22 protein-coding genes are annotated in these 21272 nt (G+C 73.7%); 14 read left to right on the forward strand and 8 right to left on the reverse strand.

Features of this window, described 5'->3' with window-relative positions; translation table 11 throughout:
* Nucleotides 1-140: 140 nt before the first annotated feature.
* Nucleotides 141-1145: a DUF418 domain-containing protein gene (locus KME75_RS26610; RefSeq protein ID WP_219417624.1), complete on the reverse strand. Its 1005-nt coding sequence runs from the start codon at nucleotides 1143-1145 to the stop codon at nucleotides 141-143.
* 89 nt (nucleotides 1146-1234) lie between these two features.
* Here KME75_RS26610 and KME75_RS26615 point away from each other — a divergent pair, with 89 nt between their 5' ends.
* The 6 genes from KME75_RS26615 to KME75_RS26640 all read left to right on the forward strand — a co-directional run bounded on the left by KME75_RS26615 (nucleotide 1235) and on the right by KME75_RS26640 (nucleotide 6393).
* Nucleotides 1235-1828 (forward strand): TetR/AcrR family transcriptional regulator, encoded by a 594-nt coding sequence (locus KME75_RS26615; RefSeq protein WP_219417625.1) that lies wholly within the window; start codon nucleotides 1235-1237, stop codon nucleotides 1826-1828.
* 32 nt (nucleotides 1829-1860) lie between these two features.
* Nucleotides 1861-2781, forward strand: coding sequence for a cation diffusion facilitator family transporter (locus KME75_RS26620; protein WP_219417626.1), 921 nt, complete (start codon nucleotides 1861-1863; stop codon nucleotides 2779-2781).
* Between the two features lie 66 nt (nucleotides 2782-2847).
* The gene (locus tag KME75_RS26625) at nucleotides 2848-4353 is read left to right on the forward strand and encodes an amino acid permease (protein WP_219417627.1); all 1506 of its coding nucleotides are present in this window, start codon (nucleotides 2848-2850) and stop codon (nucleotides 4351-4353) included.
* A gap of 44 nt (nucleotides 4354-4397) precedes the next feature.
* Nucleotides 4398-4733 carry an ArsR/SmtB family transcription factor gene (locus tag KME75_RS26630; RefSeq protein ID WP_219417628.1) on the forward strand — a complete coding sequence of 112 codons (336 nt, stop codon included), beginning with the start codon at nucleotides 4398-4400 and terminating at the stop codon, nucleotides 4731-4733.
* Nucleotides 4708-5457 (forward strand): SRPBCC family protein, encoded by a 750-nt coding sequence (locus KME75_RS26635; RefSeq protein WP_219417629.1) that lies wholly within the window; start codon nucleotides 4708-4710, stop codon nucleotides 5455-5457. The genes KME75_RS26630 and KME75_RS26635 overlap by 26 nt, the downstream gene beginning before the upstream one ends.
* A 417-nt stretch (nucleotides 5458-5874) precedes the next feature.
* On the forward strand, nucleotides 5875-6393 hold the full coding sequence (locus KME75_RS26640; RefSeq protein WP_219417630.1) for a GNAT family N-acetyltransferase: 519 nt from the start codon (nucleotides 5875-5877) through the stop codon (nucleotides 6391-6393).
* Here the strand turns inward: KME75_RS26640 and KME75_RS26645 are convergent.
* The 3 genes from KME75_RS26645 to KME75_RS26655 are packed head-to-tail and all read right to left on the reverse strand — an operon-like array spanning nucleotide 6320 to nucleotide 9354.
* Nucleotides 6320-6982: a nucleoside/nucleotide kinase family protein gene (locus KME75_RS26645; RefSeq protein ID WP_219417631.1), complete on the reverse strand. Its 663-nt coding sequence runs from the start codon at nucleotides 6980-6982 to the stop codon at nucleotides 6320-6322. The two genes, KME75_RS26640 and KME75_RS26645, sit on opposite strands and share 74 nt — an antisense overlap.
* Nucleotides 6979-7653, reverse strand: a complete 675-nt coding sequence (locus KME75_RS26650) for a maleylpyruvate isomerase N-terminal domain-containing protein (RefSeq protein ID WP_219417632.1) — start codon at nucleotides 7651-7653, stop codon at nucleotides 6979-6981. The genes KME75_RS26645 and KME75_RS26650 overlap by 4 nt, the downstream gene beginning before the upstream one ends.
* A 60-nt stretch (nucleotides 7654-7713) precedes the next feature.
* Nucleotides 7714-9354: a long-chain fatty acid--CoA ligase gene (locus tag KME75_RS26655; RefSeq protein ID WP_219417633.1), complete on the reverse strand. Its 1641-nt coding sequence runs from the start codon at nucleotides 9352-9354 to the stop codon at nucleotides 7714-7716.
* Nucleotides 9355-9409: 55 nt separating this feature from the next.
* On the opposite strand from KME75_RS26655, the gene KME75_RS26660 reads away from it, so the two are divergent.
* A complete protein-coding gene (locus KME75_RS26660) occupies nucleotides 9410-10750 on the forward strand; it encodes a glutamate mutase L (RefSeq protein ID WP_219417634.1) in 1341 nt (446 codons plus the stop codon).
* Between the two features lie 26 nt (nucleotides 10751-10776).
* Here the strand turns inward: KME75_RS26660 and KME75_RS26665 are convergent, their stop codons facing one another.
* The 4 genes from KME75_RS26665 to KME75_RS26680 all read right to left on the reverse strand — a co-directional run bounded on the left by KME75_RS26665 (nucleotide 10777) and on the right by KME75_RS26680 (nucleotide 12515).
* The gene (locus KME75_RS26665; RefSeq protein ID WP_219417635.1) at nucleotides 10777-11214 is read right to left on the reverse strand and encodes a hypothetical protein; all 438 of its coding nucleotides are present in this window, start codon (nucleotides 11212-11214) and stop codon (nucleotides 10777-10779) included.
* Nucleotides 11211-11735, reverse strand: coding sequence for an RNA polymerase sigma factor (locus tag KME75_RS26670; RefSeq protein WP_219417636.1), 525 nt, complete (start codon nucleotides 11733-11735; stop codon nucleotides 11211-11213). Before KME75_RS26670 ends, KME75_RS26665 begins: the two co-directional genes overlap by 4 nt.
* Before the next feature lie 88 nt (nucleotides 11736-11823).
* The gene (locus tag KME75_RS26675; RefSeq protein WP_246632903.1) at nucleotides 11824-12363 is read right to left on the reverse strand and encodes a sortase domain-containing protein; all 540 of its coding nucleotides are present in this window, start codon (nucleotides 12361-12363) and stop codon (nucleotides 11824-11826) included.
* 2 nt (nucleotides 12364-12365) lie between these two features.
* A complete protein-coding gene (locus KME75_RS26680) occupies nucleotides 12366-12515 on the reverse strand; it encodes a GVDTG sorting domain-containing protein (RefSeq protein ID WP_219417637.1) in 150 nt (49 codons plus the stop codon).
* Nucleotides 12516-13274: 759 nt separating this feature from the next.
* On the opposite strand from KME75_RS26680, the gene ahcY reads away from it, so the two are divergent.
* The 7 genes from ahcY to KME75_RS26715 all read left to right on the forward strand — a co-directional run bounded on the left by ahcY (nucleotide 13275) and on the right by KME75_RS26715 (nucleotide 21178).
* Nucleotides 13275-14786 carry an adenosylhomocysteinase gene (ahcY, locus tag KME75_RS26685; protein WP_219417638.1) on the forward strand — a complete coding sequence of 504 codons (1512 nt, stop codon included), beginning with the start codon at nucleotides 13275-13277 and terminating at the stop codon, nucleotides 14784-14786.
* 123 nt (nucleotides 14787-14909) lie between these two features.
* Nucleotides 14910-15359: an NUDIX domain-containing protein gene (locus KME75_RS26690; protein ID WP_308283105.1), complete on the forward strand. Its 450-nt coding sequence runs from the start codon at nucleotides 14910-14912 to the stop codon at nucleotides 15357-15359.
* 215 nt (nucleotides 15360-15574) lie between these two features.
* Entirely contained in the window at nucleotides 15575-16090 is a 516-nt protein-coding gene (locus tag KME75_RS26695; RefSeq protein ID WP_219417640.1) for a beta-N-acetylglucosaminidase domain-containing protein, read from the forward strand.
* Between the two features lie 4 nt (nucleotides 16091-16094).
* Entirely contained in the window at nucleotides 16095-16415 is a 321-nt protein-coding gene (locus KME75_RS26700; protein ID WP_219417641.1) for a hypothetical protein, read from the forward strand.
* Nucleotides 16415-18232, forward strand: coding sequence for an MBL fold metallo-hydrolase (locus tag KME75_RS26705; RefSeq protein WP_219417642.1), 1818 nt, complete (start codon nucleotides 16415-16417; stop codon nucleotides 18230-18232). Before KME75_RS26700 ends, KME75_RS26705 begins: the two co-directional genes overlap by 1 nt.
* Nucleotides 18229-20064 (forward strand): alpha-galactosidase, encoded by a 1836-nt coding sequence (locus KME75_RS26710; protein ID WP_219417643.1) that lies wholly within the window; start codon nucleotides 18229-18231, stop codon nucleotides 20062-20064. Before KME75_RS26705 ends, KME75_RS26710 begins: the two co-directional genes overlap by 4 nt.
* A gap of 49 nt (nucleotides 20065-20113) precedes the next feature.
* Nucleotides 20114-21178 (forward strand): LacI family DNA-binding transcriptional regulator, encoded by a 1065-nt coding sequence (locus tag KME75_RS26715; protein ID WP_219417644.1) that lies wholly within the window; start codon nucleotides 20114-20116, stop codon nucleotides 21176-21178.
* Nucleotides 21179-21272: the final 94 nt, after the last annotated feature.

A 21272-nucleotide genomic window follows, 5' to 3' on the forward strand; every position in this document is an offset into this window, starting at 1 on the left:
CGCGGTGTCCGGTCGGGCAGCAACGGCTCCAGCCGTGCCCACTCCGCGTCGGTCAAGTCGTGGCGATCAAGCACAGAAGAGATCTACCGCAGCCGACCCGCATGATCCACGGGACACGCTCTAGGCCGGGGTTCGATAGGTCAGCCTGCGTAGCAGCGCCTCGGCCGGGCCGGGCAGGCCGAGGCGACCGCCGCACCAGGTAGCAGGTCATGGAGCGCTGCCCGCACGCGCTGAGCGCGGTCACCACCCGGCCGCGCCCGCGCAGCGGCACCCAGCCGGGCCGCCAGCAGTCCGAGCAGTGCGGCGTACCCCAGCCCGCCCGCGTAGCCGGCGGCCGTGTGGAGCGCGCCCACGGCCAGCAGCGCACCGGGGGCCGGGTGCCACACGCCGGTCGTGACGAGCACCTGCGGGACCGCCCCGAGCACCGCGACCGCGACCCCGACGGCTGCGACGCGGCGCAGGAGCAGCCGGTGCCGGTCGGGCTCGTCGAGCAGCCGCCTGCGCGCGGCCCAGACGCCGACGAGGACCGGGCCCGCCGCCATCACCGCGTTCATCGGCGTGAGCACCGGGAACAGCGCGAGCCGGAACGCCGCGGAGACGAACGGGTCGGTCAAGTGCTCCGAGGCGTCGCCCGCCGGGATGGGCGCGGCCAGCACGGCGCCGTAGACCAGTGCCCCGACCGCGGCCGCTGCGCCGGCGGCGGCCAGCAGGCGGCCGTCCCGCCAGCGCAGCGCGCCGACGAGGAGCACGGCGAGCACCCCGTAGGCGGCGAGGATGTCGCCGGTGAACAGCAGCACGGTGTGCGCGAACCCGAACACGATCATCCACAGGCCGCGGCGCCGCAGCTGCCTGCGGGCGTGGGCCCAGCCGCCCGCAGGCTCCTGGCGCCGGAGGATCTGCACCATCCCGTAGCCGAACAATGCAGCGAACATCGGGTAGCCGCGGCTGTCGACGAACAGCGTCAGCACGGCCTGCACGGCGGTGTCGGTGCCGGAGCCCGTGGCCCCGGACGGTCCGATGGTGTGACCGGCCAGGACCTGCGAGTGGGCCAGCGCGATCAGCGCCAGCATCGAGCCGCGCGCGAGGTCGGGGGCCAGCGCGCGGTGACGAGGAACGACGGGTGGTTCAGAGTGGGTCAGGGGCATCTCCGACCTCCATAAGACACGAATGCGTAGCTAATGGCGGGACGGTAAGATACGGGGACGTATCTCCGCAAGCGAGCGTGAGGAGCGCGATGACCGGACGGACCCGCCGTAGGGGCGAGGAACTCCTCGCCGCCATCCACCGGGCCGCCCTCGCCGAGCTCGACGAGTGCGGGCTCGGCCGGTTGACCATGGAGGGGATCGCCCGCCGCGCCGGCACCGCCAAGACATCGCTCTACCGGCGCTGGCCCGGACCGGAGGAGCTGCTCGTCGACGCGATCGCGGCCGCCTACCCGGTCGAGACGCCGTCGCCCGCCGCCGACGACCTGCGCGGCGACCTCATCCGGTCCCTGCAGCTGCTGGTCGAGTGGTCGCGCCACCCCACGGCGCGGGCCGTCCAGGCCGTGCTGGTCGAACGGCACCGGTACCCGGCGCTCGTCGACGCCCTCTACGCCCGCGTCTTCGAGCCGTCCGGAGGGCGGTTCACCGCCACCGTGCTGCATCACTACGCCCGGCTCGGGCGGATCGAAGCCCGGCTGGTCACCCCGGTCGTCGCGGACATCGGCGAGGCGCTGGTGTTCAAGCACGCGGTCGACACCGGTGAGGAACCCGGCGCGGATCGTCTCGCCGAGATCGTCGACCAGGCGATCCTGCCCGCAGTCGGCGTGCGGCCGGGCGAGGGCTAAGGTCCCCGGCGGCGGACGGGGAGGAGAACGCAGTGGCAGCGAGTGGTGGGACGCGGGCGATCGTGGCGGCGCTGCTGGCCAACGCCGGCATCGCGATCGCGAAGTTCATCGGTTATCTGATCACTGGGTCGTCATCGATGCTGGCCGAGTCGGTGCACTCGGTGGCGGACACCTCGAACCAGGGGCTGCTGCTCCTCGGCGGCAAGCGGGCCAAGCGGGCCGCCACCCCGGAGCACCCGTTCGGGTACGGGCGCGACCGGTACTTCTACTCGTTCGTCGTCGCCCTGCTGCTGTTCACGCTCGGGGCGGTGTTCGCGATCTACGAGGGCATCCACAAGCTGGAGCACCCGGAGCCGCTCACCTCGCCGCTGGTGGCCGTCGCCATCCTGGTCGTTGCGATCGGGCTCGAGACGTGGTCGTTCCGCACGGCGATCGTCGAGTCGCTGCCGCTGAAGGGCGACAAGTCCTGGTGGCAGTTCATCCGGCAGTCGAAGGTGCCCGAGCTGCCCGTCGTCCTGCTCGAGGACCTCGGCGCGCTCGTCGGGCTGATCCTGGCCCTGCTCGGCGTCGGGCTGTCGGTGCTCACGGGCAACCCGGCCTTCGACGCGCTCGGCACGATCTCCATCGGCGTGCTGCTCGGCGTCATCGCGATCATCCTGATCATCGAGATGAAGAGCCTGCTCATCGGGGAAGGGGCCGCCCCACCGGTGCTGAAGCGGATCGTCTCCGGGCTGGAGTCCGGCGAGGTGCACCGCGTCATCCACATCAAGACGCAGTACCTCGGCCCGGAGGAGCTGCTCGTCGCCGCGAAGATCGCGCTGGAGCCCGGTCTGCCGCTCGAGGACGTCGCGCGCGCCATCGACCGGGCCGAGGCGCGGGTCCGCGAGGCGGTGCCCGACGCCCGCATCATCTACCTCGAGCCCGATCTGGACCGCACCTCCGTCGCCGGCTGACCCGGCCTTCCCGGCCGAGATCGGCAGCGGTGGCCGCAGCCCGGGTTCGGCGATACGTTGCCGGCCATGGCTGTGCGGGATCGACAGAACGGCATCTGGCGCACCAAGTCCGTTGAACAGTCGGTGGCCGATACCGACGACCCGGACTCGAAGCTCCGCAAGGACCTCACGACCTGGGACCTGATCGTCTTCGGCGTCGCGGTCGTGGTCGGCGCGGGGATCTTCACCCTCGCCGCGAGCACGGCGGGTGACGTCGCCGGGCCGTCGGTCTCGCTGGCGTTCGTGCTGGCCGCGGTCGCGTGCGGGCTCGCGGCGCTGTGCTACGCGGAGTTCGCGTCCACGGTGCCGGTGGCCGGAAGCGCCTACACGTTCTCCTACGCGACGTTCGGCGAGTTCATCGCCTGGATCATCGGGTGGGACCTCGTGCTGGAGTTCGCCGTGGCGGCGGCCGTCGTGTCGAAGGGCTGGTCGCAGTACCTCGCCACGGTGTTCGCGCAGTTCGGCGCGGACGTCCCCACCGTGGTCGACCTCGGCCCGGTCCCGGTCGACTGGGGAGCGCTCCTGCTGATCGTCGCGCTGACCGTGGTGCTCGTGCTCGGCACGAAGCTCTCCAGCCGCGTCAGCCTCGTAATCACTGCGATCAAGGTGGCGATCGTGCTGCTCGTGATCGTCGTCGGGCTCGCCTACATCAACGTCGCCAACTACACCCCGTACATCCCGCCGGCCGCCGAAGGTGGTGCGGACGCGGCGACCGGCCTGCAGCAGTCCCTGCTCTCCGCGATCGGCGGCGGCGCGAGCAGCACCTACGGGATCTTCGGACTGCTCGCCGCCGCATCGCTGGTGTTCTTCGCGTTCATCGGGTTCGACGTCGTCGCGACGACGGCCGAGGAGACCAAGAACCCACAGAAGTCGCTGCCGCGGGGCATCCTCGGGTCGCTCGCGATCGTCACCGTCCTCTACGTGGCGGTCGCGCTGGTGCTCACGGGCATGGTCAGCTACACCGAGCTCCAGACGCAGCCCGACGGCATCCGGGCCACGCTCGCCACCGCGTTCTCCTCGCTCGGGGTGAACTGGGCCGCCACCGTGATCGCGATCGGTGCCCTCGCCGGCCTCACCACCGTCGTGATGGTGATGCTGCTCGGCCAGATCCGCGTGTTCTTCGCGATGTCGCGCGACGGGCTGCTGCCGCGCGGGCTCTCACACACCGGATCCCGGGGCACCCCGGTGCGGGCCACGGTCATCATCGGCGCCGTGGTCGCGGTCGCGGCCACGTTCTTCCCGGCGGGCGCGCTGGAGGAGATGGTGAACATCGGCACGCTGTTCGCGTTCGTGCTCGTGTCGATCGGCGTCGTCATCCTGCGGCGCACCCGCCCGGATCTGCCGCGCGCCTTCCGCACCCCGCTGGTGCCGCTCGTGCCCGTGCTGGCGGTGCTCGCGTGCGTGTGGCTGATGATCAACCTCTCGGTGGAGACCTGGCTGCGGTTCGTCATCTGGATGCTGCTCGGCCTGGTCGTCTACATGCTCTATGGGCGGACCCACTCGCGCCTCGCGCAGACCGGGAAGCACACGTAGTACATCTTCTTGCGGTTATATAGCTGCTGTCGTATCTTCGGTTCGTGACGTTCGACGTGCTCGCCGAGCCGACCCGCAGGCGGATCCTCGACCTGCTGCGGGAACGCCCGCGGCTGGTCGGGGAGCTCACCGCGGAGCTGGGGCTGAGCCAGCCCGGCACGTCGAAGCACCTGCGGGTGCTGCGGGAGGCCGGGCTGGTGCGGGTGCGCGCCGACGCCCAGCGGCGGTGGTACGAGCTCGACCCGGCCCCGCTGGCCGAGGTGGACGCCTGGCTGGCCCCGTACCGGTGGATGTGGGCCGACCGGCTCGACGCCCTCGAACGGCACCTCGACGCCGACACCGATGAGGAGTCCGATGACCGAGAGGCTGGAGAGCCGTGACGGGCGTTCCGTGCTGCACATGGAGCGACGGCTGAAGCACCCACCGGAGAAGGTGTGGCGGGCAATCACCGAGCCCGCTCGGCTCGCCGAGTGGTTCCCGGCCGCGATGACCCCGCAGCTGCGCAAGGGCGGCGCCGTCGACTTCGGGTTCGGCGACCCGGGGACGGTCACCGACCTCGACCCGCCGCGGCTGTTCGCCTTCACCTGGGGCGACGACCATCTGCGCTGGGAGCTGCACCCCGACGGCGGCGAGGGCACGCTGCTCGTGCTCGTGCACACCTTCGCCGACCGCGCGGGCGCGGCGAGCTTCGCGGCCGGCTGGCACACCTGCATCGCCGCCCTTGACCTCGCCCTGGACGGGCGGGCGGGCGCCGACCCCGGCGTCGACGACGTGGCGCTGCACGAGCGGTACGTCGCGGAGTTCGGGCTCGACGCGGGCACGGCCGAGACCACGCCCGACGGCTGGCGCGTGCGCTTCGAACGCCAGCTCACCCGCCCCGCCGACGTGGTGTGGGCGGCGCTGACCGCAGATGCCGCCCCCGGCAGCGTGCGCGACGGGCACGTGCTGGAGCGCGACGGCGGCCGCGTGCGCTGGGAACTGCGGGAGGGGACCGGGCACGGGGCTCGGCTGGTGCACACGCGCACCGGCGTCGACGGCGACCCGGATGCCGCGCTCGACGTAGGGGGCACGGAGATCGACGCGCTGCTGGCCCGGCTGCGCTGACCAGCGCCCTCCGGGCGACCCGGTCGCACGAATCGCCCGACTCGGACACACAAAGCGCCCGACTCGCGGACGTCGGTGCATCGTGCCCGCGAGTCGGGCTGTGGGGGTGCGCGAGTCGGGCTGTGGGGGTGCGCGAGTCGGGCTGTTGGGGGTGCGCGAGTCGGGCTGTTGGGGGTGTGCGAGTCGGGCTGTAGGGGTGTGCGAGTCGGGCTGTAGGGGTGTGCGAGTCGGAGCGTCGGAGGTGTGCGAGTCGGGCTCTCCAGGGGTGCGGGCGCCGACGTCGATCCGCACAACCCGGGTGAGCGGAGCGTCGTGGCGCTCCGATGCCTGAGGGATCACCATGACGTCCCGCTCGCCCGCGATCCCCTCCCGCGGAACCGGGTTGAGCGCGCCGACCCCGCCGCGCAGGATCGGTTTGTGATCAAGAGCGACCTTCAGGTCTCCGTCCGCCGTGCCGCGCCGCACGAGGCCGACGCCGTGCTCGCGGTGCTCGACGAGGCCGCGCGCTGGCTCGCCGGCCGCGGGGTGGTGCAGTGGCCCGACGCGTTCCGCCCGGAGTGGATCGAGCCGGCGCTGCAGGCCGGGGAGGTCTGGCTCGCCGAGCGCGACGGGGCGGTCGTCGGGACGCTCACGCTGCAGTGGTCCGACCCGCTCTGGCCGGACGACGGCCGTGCGGGCTACGTCCACCGGTTCGCGGTGCGCCGCGCGGCCGCCGGGCTGGGACCGCGGCTGCTCGCCTGGGCGGAGGACAAGGTGCGCGAGCACGGCCGCGACCGGCTCCGGCTCGACTGCGTCGCGTGGAACCGCCCGCTGCGCGCGTACTACGAGGCGGCGGGCTTCCTCCACCGCGGGGACGTGGAGATCAACGCCCCGGGCTCGGGCACGGACCGACCGAGGTTGAGCCGCTACGAGCGGGCCGTGCGACCGAGCCGATGAGCACGATCTCGGTCTCCGGGTCGTGCGGCACCGCCGGCATCCCGTTCACCCGGAGGTCGGCGCGGTCCCGCGTGCCCTCGGTGGCGAAATGCACGTCCTCCTGCCGGGCCCAGCGCTCCCAGTGCGGGCGGTAGGCCTCGCCGTCGCGGGCGATCCCGCGCCGGAACCGCTCGTCCCGTGGCGCCTCGACCCACACCAGCAGTGCCACGTACGGCGCAACCGCCCGGGCGCCCGTCCCCACGCCCTCGACGACCAGCAGCGGCGGCGTCCCCACGTCGTGCTCCTCGGCGTAGGCCCCGCGCACCCAGTCGTAGCGCCGGTACCCGGCCGGGCGGCCCGCGGCGAGCGGCGCGACGATCCACTCGTGCAGCCGGGGGACGGAATCGGCCAGCCCGTCCCATCCGGGGTAGAGGTCGTCCATGTGCACGACAGGCGGCCCGCCGAGCGCGGTGGCGAGGCGCGCCGCGAGCACCGTCTTGCCCGAACCGGACGGCCCGTCCAGGCACACCAGCCGCGTCGCCCCGCAGCGCGGGGGTGCGGCGAGCACCCGGGCTGCGACCTCGGCGAGCGCGACGACCGTTGCGGTCACCGCAGCAGCGGGATGCGCGCCGCGGCGGCCCCCAGCGCTCGCCGCTCCCCACCGCCCGGCGGCACCCGCCCGGTGCCCAGCAGCGCCCACCGCTCGTCGGACCAGTCCTCCGGGACCTGGTAGCCGAGCAGCCCCTCCAGGGTGCGGCGCACGAGCGCGAGCGGCTCCGACCGCGGACCGGGCCGGTGCAGCTCCACCACCAGGTCGAGGTGGTGGACGGCGGCCTCGACGGCCAGCGTGGCGAGCAGGTCGTCGGTGCGCAGGACGTGGCCCTGGGTGGTCACCAGCGAGTCGGACGTCGCCCGCCCGGCGAGGCTCACCACCGCGCGCGTGGTCTCGACGAACGTGCGCACCAGGTTGTCGAACGTCCACGCGCTCGCGATCGTGCGCACCGTCCGGATCTCCCCGAACCCGGGGTCCTGGTTGAAGCTGCTGTCCACCCAGTAGCTCACCGCGTCGCGGTCAGGGGGACCGGCGGCCGGGCTGGCGAGCGCCACCAGCGCGCGTTGGGCGTCGCCGAGCAGGTGCAGCAGCAGATCGCGCACCACCCACCCGGCGCACCGGGTGGGCCGCCACGAGTCCTCCTCGTCGAGTGACGCCACGATCGTCGCGAGGTCGGAGTAGGCGATCCGCAGCGCGGCGAGCTCGGTGCTCACCGGCCACGCGGTCATGGGTCGTGGCGGTACCAGTCGTGCGGTCGTCATGTCCTGCCGTCGTCGGTCGTGCGTGCGTCAGTCCGCCGGAGCGCCCTCGCGGGCCCGGTAGTCCCCGAACCTCTCACGCAGAGTCTTCTTGGAGAACTTCCCCACGCTGGTCTTGGGCACCTCGTCGATGAACTCCACCGCATCGGGGAGCCACCACTTCGCCACGCGCGGCTCCAGGTGGGCGATCACCTCCTCGGCGGTGAGCGTCTCACCCGGCTTGACGACGACGCACGCCAGCGGTCGCTCCACCCACTTCGCGTGCGGGATCGCGATGACCGCGGCCTCCGCGACCTTCGGGTGGGCCATGATCTCGTTCTCCAGCTCGACGGAGCCGATCCACTCGCCGCCGGACTTGATCAGGTCCTTGGTGCGGTCGACCAGCCGCACCGACCCGTAGCGGTCGACGGTGGCAACGTCGCCGGTGCGCAGCCAGCCGTCCTCGGTGAACTGGGCGCCGCCGCCCTCGCCGCGGTAGTACTCCGCGGCGATCCAGGGGCCGGCGGCCTGGATCTCGCCGGTGGCGACGTCATCCCACGGCTGCGGCTCGCCGGTGGACGGGTCGACCAGCCGCAGGTCCACCAGCGGGACGGCCTGGCCCTGCCGGGCGCGGACGTCCGCGCGTTCGTCCTCGCCCAGCTCGGCGTGCTGCGTGCGCAGGGTGGACATCGTCGCGATGGGGCTCGTCTCGGTCATGCCCCAGGCGTGCAGCATCGGCACGCCGATGGCCTCCCGGTAGGCCTCCGAGAGCGCCTTCGGAACCGCCGAGCCGCCGCACAGGATCGCGCGCAGCGCGCTCAGGTCGTGGTCGGGCAGCAGTGGCTGGACGCCCATCCAGATCGTCGGCACGCCACCGGTGACGGTGACGCGGTGGCGCTCCAGCAGCCCGACGATCGCCTCGGGCGTCATGTTCGGGCCGGGGAACACAATGTCGGAGCCGGCGAGCAGGCATCCGTACGGCAGTCCCCACGCGTTGGCGTGGAACATCGGGACCACCGGCATCACGACGTCCCGCTCGGACAGCGCCGCCCCGTCGGCGATCAGGGTGATCAGCGAGTGCAGCGTCGCCGAGCGGTGGCTGTAGACCACGCCCTTGGGATTGCCGGTGGTGCCGGAGGTGTAGCACATGGCGGCCGCGGTGTTCTCGTCGTCGATGACGAACGTGCCCGCGAACGGGGTGGCGGCGGCGAGCAGCTCCTCGTAGTCGTGCACCCGGGGGTCCTCGGGCACCTCCACGTCGGCGCCGTCGTCGATGACGACGTAGTGCCGCACGGTCTCGAGCTTGTCGACGTGCGGCCAGAGCAGCGGCAGCAGCGACCGGTCGACGAACACCACTTCGTCCTCGGCGTGGTTCGCGACGTAGACCAGCTGCTCGGGGAACAGCCGGATGTTCAGCGTGTGCAGCACCCGGCCGGTGCACGGCGCCGCCAGGTAGAGCTCAAGGTGCCGGCCGGTGTTCCAGCAGAACGTGCCGACCCGGCCGTCGGCGCCGACGTCGAGCGTGTCGAGGACGGTGGCCAGCCGCCGGACGCGCTGCGCCCACTCGGCGTAGGTGGTGCTGGTCTCGCCGCCCGCGCTCGCCGTGACGATCGTCTTGTGCGCGACGTACTGCTCGGCCCGGTGGAAGACGTGGGGCAGGGTGAGGGGGCGGTCCTGCATGAGTCCGAGCATCGTCGCTTCGTCCTTCCAGGCGCGGATAGCGCGAAATTACCTCCGACGTGGCGAGATGACCATCGCGTCACCGCAGACCGGCGGGTCGTTCTGGCATTACGCTCGGGCCGTGCCGCCCACCGACCCGGCCGCATCGGTCTGCCTCGATGTGGGTTCGACGTGGACGAAGGCGGTGCTCGTCGGTGCCGACGGGGCACTCACCGGCTTCGCGGAGCACCCCACCACCACGCAGGACGTGCTCACTGGCATGGACGCCGCGGTCCGGGCGGTGTCGGCCACGGGTTCCTCCGAGGCGGAGCCGGAACTGCTCGCCTGCTCGACCGCGGGCGGGGGCCTACGGCTCGCCGTGGTGGGCTCCGAGCGGCTGAGCGCGACGGAGGCCGGCCACCGCGTCGCCTGCTCGGCGGGCGCGCACGTGGTGCACGTGCACGCCGGCCCGCTGGAACCCGCCGACGTCCGGGTGCTGCGCAGCGCCCGCCCCGCCGTCGTGCTGCTCGTGGGCGGAGCCGACGGTGACGACCCCACCGGTCTGCTCCACAACGCGGGCCGCCTGGCGCGGGCGCGCATCCGCACCCCGATCGTGCTCGCGGGCAACGCCGCGGGTCGCGAGGACGCCCTCGCCCTGCTGCGCGCCACCGGCCGCACCGTGGTCCCGTGCGACAACGTGCTCCCGCGCCGCGGCGAGGTCGTGCCGGGTCCGGCGCGGGCCGCGCTCACCGAGCTGTACTGCCGGCACGCCCTCGGGGGTCGCGGCGCGGCCGTCGGCCCGCGGTTCCGCAAGCTCGTCCGGGTGGTCACCCCGGACGCCGTGGGCCACGCCGCCGCCGAGCTCGCGCGGATCTGCGCCGCGCGGGTGCTCGTCGTCGACGTCGGGTGCGCCACCACCGACGTGCACTCGGCCGAGGGGGTCGATGCTCGGCGGACCGTCGAGGGCGACCTCGGGGTGCGCGCCGCGGCGGGTGGCGTGCTCGTGGAAGGGCAGGCCGAGGGCATCGTCGATCCGGTGGAGGCCGACCTGCTCGACCCGACGGTCGCGCGGATGGCCAGCGAGATCGGCTACGTCCCCCGCGATCCCGGCAGCGCCGCCGAGGACCGCCGCATCGCCGCGCTCGCCGCGGTCATCGCGGTCCGCAGGCACCTGCGCGTGCACCACGACGCCGGCCGGGACGTCGGGCTGGTGGTGCTGTCCGGAGGCGTGTTCCGCCAGCCGGACCGGTGCGGCGGGCTCGCCGCGGTGGTGCGGACGGTGCGCGCCGACCCGGTGCTCGCACCCGTGCTCGACGAGGTCCCGGTGGTGGTGGACGCGGACTTCGCCGTGGTGCCCGCCGGGCTGCTCGCGGCCAAGGGCCGGACCAGGGCGGCGGAGTCGTTGCTGCGCAACCACCTGGTCGGGTAGCCGGCGGAGCGAACGCAGCGCCCGGGTCAGCTGCCGGGCACGGCTTCCGAGGGGGTGGCGGCTGCCGGTCGCCGGGTCGGCGTCGCGCCGGTGCTCGGCGGCGGCGCGGTGTCACGCGCGCGCTCGGACGTGGGATCGGCCGACGGCTCGGGCGTGGCCCGTTCCGCGCTGGGGGGCGGCGGGAGCAGCGTGGTGGTCGGGGCGGGCGCCGTCGTCGTGGGGGCCGGGAGGACCGGTGGCTGCTGGGCGGGCTGTGCCCGTGGCGGCCGCGCGGCGATCACCGAGGCGCCGCCGACGACGAGCACGGCCGCTGCCGCCGCTGCGACCGCGCGCAGGTGCTGGCGGCGCCGGTGCAGCCGGTGCCGGCGCCTTCGGACGGCGTCGAGCAGCTCCGTCGCCGAGACGTCGGCGTCGAGGGCCTCGTCGCGCAGCGCCGCCCGCAGTGCGTCCTCCGCGTCGGTCATCGCGGGATCCCTTCCGACGTGCGGGCAGCGGTTGCGGTGCGCAGCGCCTCGAGGCCGCGCCGCGCGTGGGAGCGGACGGTCGACTCGCGGCAGCCCAGGAGCTTCGCGATCTCGGCGTCGGGCAGATCGTGGTAGTAGCGCAGGACGAGGACCGCGCGCCGCACCGGGGGCAGCCGGCCCAGTGCCTGCTGCAGCTGGTCGCGCTGCACGACGGCGTCGTCGACGGCGGGGGCGGCGTCGCGGCGGTGCCTGGTGGGGTCGGCGCTCGGGCGCTCGGTGGACGACAGGCGCCGCCGCCACGAGAGGAAGTCGTTGAGCACGGCCTTGAAGACGTAGGAGCGCAGGTCGTCGACCCGGCCGACCCGGGCCCACGACATGCCCATCCGGGCGAGGACGTCCTGGACGATGTCCTCGGCGCGGTGGTGGTCCAACGTGAGGCGGCGCGCGAACGCCACGAGCTCCGGTCCGTGGGCGAGCACGAACGACTCGAACGACGGCGGCGGATCGCTGTTCGACCTCATCGCGCCTGATCCGATGTCGCCGAACCGTAGACGATGACGTTGCTCTCGTAGCTGCGCGCAACGGGGTCGAACGCGCCACCGCAGGTGATCAACCGGAGGCCGGCGTGGTCGAGGTCGCCGTACACCTCGGCCGTCGGGAAGGCGCTCTTCGGGTGCTCGGTGACGCGGTCACGCGGAAGGCGGCGGTGGACCCGTCCGCGCGCGCCACGGTGACGACGTCGCCGGGCAGGAGGGCCGGCAGGTCGACGAACACGCCGGGGCCCGACCGCGCGGAGTCCACGTGGCCGAGGACGACCGCGGGCCCCAGCTCGCCGGGTGCGGGCGAGTTCTCGTACCAGCCGGCCTGTGGTGCGCCCAGCGGCGGTACCTCCACGGTCCCGTCGGGCCGCAGCCCCAGCGGCAGTACCTCGGTGTGCACCCCGATCGCGGGGATGTGCAGCGCCACCGGTGCCGAGTGGGCGAGCACTGGCGCCGGTGCCGCCGTGCCCGCACCCCCGGACGGGGCACCGATCACCCTCGTCGGTTCCGCAGGCGTGCCCGCGAACGCGAGGGAGCCGGCGCAGGCGAGGGCGACCGCGACGGCCAGCAGGAGTCGGCCGGTCCGCGGCGCCGTGTGTTCGCTCCGCAAGCTCAGCCCTGGCCGATACCCCGGCGGCGGCGGATGGCCACCGCACCCACCACGGCGGCCGCGCCGGCCGCGCCGATCGCGCCCAGCCCGAGCAGCACGCCGCCCGGTTCGTCCGTGGGGCCCGCCCCCGTGTCGGGTGCGCCGACCGGCACCTGCGAGACCTGGCCCGCGCCGGGCTCGTCCGCGCGGGGCGCGTCGCGCGCCGGTTCCGGGGTCGGAGCGACGGTCGACGTGGCCGGGGCCGCGGTCCCAGGTGCCGGGCTCGCGGACGGCGCGGCCGTCCCGGTCGAAGCCGGGGCCGGGCTCGCTGCCGGGGTCGCTGCGGGGGTCGCAGCCGGGGCCGCGGTGTCGGCGGGGGCGTGGGCGGCGGCCCGGCGAGTGCGTGGCCGGGGACGGCGGCCAGCAGCGCCGTCGCCACGGCGAACCCGGCGGCGAAACGCGCAATGCGTGATGCCATGTCTGTTCCTGTCGTCGATCGGCGTTCCGGCCCTGTGACGCGCCGACGTCCAGCGGGTGTTGCGGCCGTCGCCGTGATGTGGCCGCACCCACACCTCGGGGGCGAGTTGACAGCCCTCGCCGACCTGACGATCCTGGAGTGGCGAGAGTTGTGCCGGGGTCGAGAGGCGCTGCGACGGACAAAGGTCCGCCACGCTCGGCCGCCGGGTCATCGCTGAAAGGGCGCCTCCGGTAAGTACGAGGAGGCTGTTTCATGTCGCCCCGCGCGCGGTGGTCGATCACCCGCGACGCCCCGGCGCGCCCGCACCCGTTCCCGCCCGGGCCGGCCGGCCCGGCCCATCGGCGACCCACCCCTGTCCCGGGTGAACACCCGCGACGCATCCGTGAACGACCGCGCCCGGCCTGCCGATAGCGTGGCCGCGCGGAACTGCCCTACGAGGAGGCGTTACCACCCCATGACCGCCACTGCCGACACGAGCACCGACCCCAGCCGGCGGCTGCAGACACGCAACGGGCTCGACTTCGCGATCGCCGACCTCGGCCTCGCGGAGTTCGGTCGCAAGGAGATCCGCCTCGCCGAGCACGAGATGCCCGGCCTGATGGCGCTGCGGCGCGAGTACGCCGAAGCGCGCCCGCTGCACGGCGCCCGCGTCGCCGGCTCGCTGCACATGACCGTGCAGACCGCGGTGCTGATCGAGACCCTGGTCAGCCTCGGCGCCGAGGTGCGCTGGGTCAGCTGCAACATCTTCTCCACCCAGGACCACGCGGCCGCCGCGATCGTCGTCGGCCCGAACGGCACCCCCGAGGAGCCCCAGGGTGTCCCGGTGTTCGCCTGGAAGGGCGAGACGCTGGAGGAGTACTGGTGGTGCACCGAGCAGCTGTTCAAGTTCACCGACGAGAACGGCGACGTCGTCGGCCCGAACATGATCCTCGACGACGGCGGTGACGCCACCCTGCTCGTGCACAAGGGCGTCGAGTTCGAGAAGACCGGCGTGGTGCCCACCGTCGACGACGAGGACCTCACCGTCTCCGACGAGTACCGCATCATCCTCGACACGCTGCGCCGCTCGCTCGCCGAGGACGCGCAGCGCTGGACCACGGTCGCGTCCGACATCCGGGGCGTCACCGAGGAGACCACCACCGGCGTGCACCGGCTCTACCAGCTCGCCGAGCAGGACCTGCTGCTGTTCCCGGCGATCAACGTCAACGACTCGGTCACCAAGAGCAAGTTCGACAACAAGTACGGCATCCGCCACTCGCTGATCGACGGGCTCAACCGTGCCACCGACGTCCTGATCGGCGGCAAGGTCGCGGTCGTCTGCGGGTACGGCGACGTGGGCAAGGGCTCGGCGGAGGCGCTGGCGGGCCAGGGTGCGCGCGTCATCGTCACCGAGGTCGACCCGATCTGCGCGCTGCAGGCGCTGCTCGAGGGCTACCAGGTCGCGCGGCTCGAGGACGTGATCGGCCAGGCCGACATCGTCATCACCACCACAGGCAACAAGGACATCGTCAGCGCGGACCTGATGTCCCGCACCAAGCACCAGGCGATCATCGCCAACGTCGGGCACTTCGACAACGAGATCGACATCGCCGGCCTCGGCCGCTACCAGGGGATTCGCCGGCTGAACATCAAGCCGCAGGTCGACGAGTGGATCTTCCCGGACGGGCACTCGATCATCGTGCTGTCCGAGGGTCGCCTGATGAACCTGGGCAACGCCACCGGGCACCCGTCGTTCGTGATGTCCAACAGCTTCTCCAACCAGGTGATCGCGCAGATCGAGCTGTTCACCAAGCACGAGGAGTACAACAAGGACGTCTACCGGCTGCCGAAGGTGCTCGACGAGAAGGTCGCCAAGATCCACGTCGAGGCGCTGGGCGGGGAGCTGACCAAGCTCACCAAGGACCAGGCCGAGTACATCGGCGTGGACGTCGAGGGCCCGTTCAAGCCGGAGCACTACCGGTACTGAGGGCCCCCCGCGGTCCGAGCGCCGAATTGCAGCAAAGCCACTTTCACGCAACGTGCTTGCATGAAAGTGGCTTTGCTGCAACGAGCGTGGGGCACGGCGGACGCACCCCATAGGGTGGGCGACGTGTTCCACCGCGGCGATGGCGACGGCTGGACCCACTGCGCGCAGGGTCACAAGCACTGGGGGCTGTACGGGGCGGCCGGTCTGCTGCTGTGGCACGAGGACCGCGTCCTGCTGCAGCACCGGGCCCTGTGGAGCCACCACGGCGGCACGTGGGGGCTGCTCGGCGGCGCCCGCAACCGCGCCGAGACGGCCGAGCAGGCGGCGCAGCGGGAGGCCGCCGAGGAGGCCGGGCTCGACGTCGGCTCCTACACGGTCACCGGCCGCTACGTCGACGACCACGGCGGCTGGTCCTACACCACTGTGGTCGGCCGGGCGATGAACGCCGTCGTGCTCACCGGGCTCACCGGTGAGACGCTCGAGGTGCGATGGGTGCCCGTGAGCAGGCTGGCCGAGCTGCCGCTGCACCCCGGGTTCGCCGCCACCTGGGACACGGTCCGCGCCATCGCGTGATCCGCTCGGCGGCGCGAGCCGCTAGCGTCCCCGGGTCATGCCGATCCCTCCCGTCCGGGCCGCCGTGACGCTCGTGCCCGGCCCGCTCGCCGACCCCGCCGCCGAACGCGTGGTGCACGCCTGGCTCACCGACGACCCGGACCGCGCCGAGCTCACCGTGCGCTGGGGCGGGGTGCACACGGGTCCGCCGGAGTCCTACCGCCTGCTGGTGCCTGGTGTGGTGGACCGGGGACGGCGTCATCCCGGCCACGATCACCCGCGCGGAGGCCGCCGAGGCGGCGACCGTGTTCGGGCACCGCGTGTTGCTGTGGGACAACTTCCCGGTCAACGACTTCATCCCGGGCCGCGTCCCGCTGGGGGACTGGTGCGGGCGCCAGGACGGGCTGTCCGCGCACGTCGAGGGCGTGCTGGCGAACCCGATGGTGCAGCCGACGCTCAGCCTCGTGGCGCTCTCGTCCGTCGCCGAGTACGGCTGGGACGACAGCGGCTTCGACCCCCGGGCGTCCCTGCGGCGGGCACTCGCCGAGCAGGCGGGCGGACGGGCCGACGTGCTCGCCGCGCTGGTGGCGTTCGCCGACCTCAACACCCGCGACGAGCGGCTGCACCTGGCGCAGGCGCCACGGCACGCCGCCGCACTCGACGCCGTGCGGGCCCGGTGGACGGCGGGGGATGTCGCCGGCGCCCGTGCGGCGCTGCAGCGGATCGCCGCGCGGATGAGCCGCGGTCCCTGAGCTCGTGCGCGCCGGCGTCGACCCGCGGTTCGCCGCCGAGGCCGCCCCGTGGCTGGACGCGACCGGGCTGCTCGGTCGTGCGCTCGCCGTCGCCGCTCCGCTCCTGGACGGAGCGGGGGACGCGGACCGCGTGCGCGCCGAGGTCGCAGCGCTGCTGGGACGGGTGGCCGCGCTGCGCGACCACACCGTCCCGCACCGGAACGGGCCCGTGCTCGTGGGCGACGGGGTGGTGGACCGGTTCCTGTTCGAGCTGATCGACACCTTGCCCTGGGCGGGGAGCAGCGGTCACGATGTGGCAACGTTGCCAGAGACGAGGGAGTTGTGATGGCGCTGCGCAGCGTGGTGGACGGGGTTCATCTCTTCCGCGACACCTGCAACGTGTACGCGCTCGTGCACGGTCGGGAAGCGGTGCTCGTCGACTTCGGCAGCGGGGCGGTGCTCGACCACCTCGCCGAGCTGGGGGTGGAGCGGGTCGCGGCCGTGCTGCTAACCCACCACCACCGCGACCAGGCGCAGGGGCTGGCGCGGGCGGTCGCAGCCGGCATCCCGATCCGGGTTCCGCCCGTGGAGCGCGACCTGTTCGACCGGGTCGACGAGCACTGGCAGAGCCGGCGGCTCTACAACTACTACGACCTGCGCCAGGACCGGTTCTCGCTGCTCGAACCGGTGCCGATCGCGGGCACCGTCCCGGAGTACCGCACGCTCGACGTCGGCGGCTTCGCGATCACCACGCTCCCGACGCCGGGGCACACGCTCGGCTCCGTGTCCTACGTCGTCGACGTCGACGGCACCCGGCTCGCGTTCACCGGCGACCTGATCCACTCGCCCGGCAAGGTGTGGTCGCTCGCCGCGATGCAGTGGACCTACACCCTCGTGGAGGGCGCCCAGGCCACGGTGCTGTCGCTCTACGAGCTGGCCGCGCGCGAGCCCGACATCGTGCTGCCCGCGCACGGCGACCCGATGGACGACCCGCAGGCCGCCTTCGACCTGCTCGAACAGCGGCTGACCGCGTTCGCCGACTCCCGCCGCGACAGCCCGCTCGACCTGCGCGCCTGGCACGACGAGCCGTTCGAGGTGATCAGCGAGCACCTGCTGCGCAACCGCACCAGCTTCGGCACCACCTACGTGCTGCTGTCGGAGACCGGCAACGCGCTCTTCCTCGACTTCGGCTACGACATGATCGTCGCGCTGCCCGTGGGCGACGACCGCTCCTCCCGGCGACCCTGGCTGCCGTCGCTGGCCGCGCTCCGACGCGACTTCGGGGTGCGGCGGGTGGAGGTCGCGATCCCCACGCACTACCACGACGACCACGTCGCGGGGCTCAACCTGCTCCGCGACGTGGAGGGTACGCAGGTCTGGGCGGCCGCGGAGGTGGCGCGGATCCTCGCCGATCCGGCCCGTTACGACCTGCCGTGCCTCTGGTACGACCCGATCCCCACCGACCGCGTCCTGGACGTCGGGCAACCGGTCCGCTGGCACGAGTACGAGCTCACGCTGCACCCGCTGCCGGGCCACACCCGCTATGCCGTGGCGATCGAGTTCGAGGTGGACGGGCAGCGCGTGCTCGCCACGGGCGACCAGCAGAGCACCACGTGGGTGCCCGGCGAACAGGCCGAGGTGCTCAACCTGCAGTACAAGAACCGGTTCCGGATCGACGACTTCGTCGCGAGCGCGGCGCTGTACCGCAAGCTGCGGCCGGACCTGATCATCAGTGGGCACTGGGCGCCCCGCCCGGTCGACGACGACTACCTGGAGCACCTCGCCGCCAAGGCCGACGAGCTCGCCGCCCTGCACCGCGACCTCCTGCCGCTGGACGAGGCCGACTTCGAGGCCGAGGGCGTGGGGGCCTGGATCCGCCCCTACCAGGCGACGGCGGCGCCGGGTACGCCGCTGCGCGTCGAGGTGGAGGCGCGCAACCCGCTCCCGTCCACGGAGGAGGTGACGGTGGCGATGGTCGTGCCGGACGGGTGGTCGTGCGAACCGGCGTCGGGGACGGCGACGGCGGCGGGGAAGGAGCACGTCACGTTCGGGTTCGTGGTCACGCCGACCGGGCCGGTCCGGCGGGCCCGGCTGGGCGCGGACCTCACGGTCGGCGGCCGCCGGTTCGGCCAGCACGCCGAGTCGCTCGTGGACGTGCGATGACGGACCCGCTGCCGGTGGCGCCGGCAACCCGACCGTGCACACCTGCCGTCGACGATGCAGACCTCCCGGCGTGTGCACCGTCGTCCCGCGATGTGCACGGTGCGGCGGCGTACCGGCTGCACGTGGACGCGCGGCGGCTGGTCGCCCACGTGCACGGGTGCGACGGCCGGCTGTGGTTCCGGCTGCGGCTGCTCGCCGCCCTCGACACCACCGCCGGCCCGGACGAGACGGTGGGCGAGCCCGCCGTCGTCGTCGACGGCAGGCGGGTCGAGGTGCGCTGCGCGAGCACCCGGTGGGCGGAGCGGACGACGGTGCTCGAGTGCCACGACGACCGCCTGGAGGTGCGGACGAGCGTGCGCGGCGGCGGCGCGCTGACCGAGGTCCACCTGCTCGGCGGCAGGCGGCTGCCGCACGGGTTCCTGCCCAGCGGCTCCGCGCTGCGCACGGTCGTCTCGCCCAACCCCGACCATCCCCGCCGGATCGCGCGCCCCGCCGTCGAGCCCGCGGTGATCGGCGTGGTCGGGGACGGCGCCGAGCCGGGCGTCGGGCGGTGGCTGTTCGCCCCCGCGCCGTGGTGCTTCGCGGTGTGCCGGGAAGCCCCGGTCTCAGCCGCCGATCCACGCGACGAGGTGCCCGCCGGGGAGTGGGCGGCGCTCGGCCTGCTCGCGCCGATCGGCGAGCAGACGTTCACGGCGGTGCACTACTCGGGCGGCACCGACGGGTTCCACCTGCGGCTCGACCACGAGGGGCACACGCGGGTGGACGGCGCGTTCACGACGCCTACCGTGGTCGTGCGGTTCGGAGCCGCCGATCCGTACGCCGCGCTGCGCGCGCACCGCGACCTGCTCGCCGGGCGTGGCCTCGTCCCCGGGTCGCCTGCGGACGTCCCGGCCTGGTGGCGGCAGCCGATGTTCTGCGGCTGGGGGGCGCAGCACCACCTCGCGCTGACGGCGGGCGAGCCCACCCAGGACTTCGCGACCCAACGGCACTACGACGCCTTCCTCGCCGCGCTCGCCGCGCACGGCGTCGTCCCCGGCACCGTGGTGGTCGACGACAAGTGGCAGCGCGGCTACGCCCGCAACGAGCCCGACCCGGCCAAGTGGCCCGACCTCGCCGGCTGGATCGCAGGGCGGCACGAGCGCGGGCAGCGGGTGCTGCTCTGGTACAAGGCGTGGGACCCGGAGGGTGCGCCGCCGGAGGCGTGCATCCGGGACCCGGCGGGCACGCCCGTGGCGCTGGACCCGGAGAGCCCGGCCGGGCGGACCCTGATCGAGGAGTCCGTCTCGCGGCTGCTCGCGCCCGACGGGCTCGACGCCGACGGGCTCAAGGTCGACTTCCTCGCCCGCACCCCGAGCGGGCAGGCCCTGCGGCACGCCGGGTCGTCGTGGGGAGCCGCGCTGCTGCACGCGCTGCTCGCGTGCGTGCACCGCGCCGCGAAGCGCGTGCAGCCGGACGCGCTCGTCGACACGCACGCGGCGAACCCGGCCTTCGCGGACGTCACCGACATGCTGCGGCTCAACGACATCCGGATGCTCGACGCCGTCGACCCGGACGGGCCGGTCGTGGCGCACATGGCCTATCGGGCGGCAGTGGTCGCCGCGGTCTGTCCGGGCGTGCCGATCGACACCGACGGCTGGTGCCTGCCGGACCGGGCGGCGTGGGCCGAGTACGTGGCCGTGCAGCCGAACCTCGGCGTGCCCGCGCTCTACTACGCCACCGCGATGGACCTGACCGGCGAGCCGCTGCGCCCCGCCGACCTCGCCGCCGTGGCCCGGACCTGGCGGGACCACCGCCGGGCCCACGCACTGCCGGTACCCCGGGCTGACCAGTGACTACCGTGCATCCTCCCCGCGTCCAGCGGGGCGACGAGGAGGCTTCGCCGTGACAACCGGAGCAGGGCACAGCCGGCAGCAGCGGGCGGGCCGCGCCGAGCGGCCACCGACGGGATCCGACGTGGCCCGGGAGGCGGGTGTCTCGCCGTCCACCGTGTCGCGGGCGCTGAACGGGAGCGGCTATGCCGCTCCGGAGGTGCGCGCGCGGGTGCTCGCCGCCGCCGCGCGCATCGGCTACGTGCCCGACGCCAACGCCAGGACGTTGCGCAACCGCTCGAGCCGCTCGATCGGCGTGCTGATCTCCGACCTGCGCAACCCGTTCTACGCCGACCTCGCCGCCGGGATCGAGCAGGTCCTGCGGGCGGCGGGCCACCACATGATCCTCGTCAACGACGACGGCCGCGCCGACGAGGAGCTGCTCGCCGTGCAGACGTTCGTGGCGATGCGGGTGCCCGGCGTGATCGTCACGCCGGTGTCGGCGCGCGCGATCCGCAGCCTGCACCAGCACGGCGTGCAGGTGGTGCAGGCCGACCGGCGGGTGAGCACCCGCTACGGCGACGCGGTGCTCGGCGCGGACGAGACCGGCGCCGAGCTCGTCACAGCCCACCTGCTCGGCCTCGGACACCGCCGGATCGCGCTGCTCATCGACGAGACCAAGTGGACCACCGGGGCGGGCAGGCTCGCCGGCTTCCGGGCGGCGCACGCCGCGGCGGGCGTGCCCGTGGACGAGGAGCTGGTGGCGTTCACGAGCTTCGACGCCGAAGCCGCGAGCGGCACGCTCGGCAGGCTGCTCGACGACCACCCGGACGTCACCGCCGTGTTCGCCGCCAACAACGTGCTCGCCCAGGGCGCCCTGCAGGAGATCCAGCGGCGGGGGATCGACGTGCCGGGGCAGCTGTCGCTCGCGGCCTACGACGACGTGCCCTGGATGTCGATGGTGCGGCCCGCGCTGACGACGGTCAGCCAGCACACGGTCGGCTTCGGCCGCCGCTGCGCGCAGGTGCTCCTCGGGCGCCTCGCCACCGCCACCGAGGGCGGCGCGGCCCGCCCGTCGGTGACGACGATCGAGCCGGAGCTGCTGATCCGCGACTCGACCGCCCCACCGCCGGCCTGACCGCGACGGGGACCCGCGCTCCGATTCCGGCCGACTCGGCCGTCGAATCCGGGCGACTCATGTGTCATTTCCGGGCGACTCGCGGGATCCCGCG

Source organism: Pseudonocardia nigra (genome assembly GCF_019396355.1).
Taxonomy (GTDB): domain Bacteria; phylum Actinomycetota; class Actinomycetes; order Mycobacteriales; family Pseudonocardiaceae; genus Pseudonocardia; species Pseudonocardia nigra.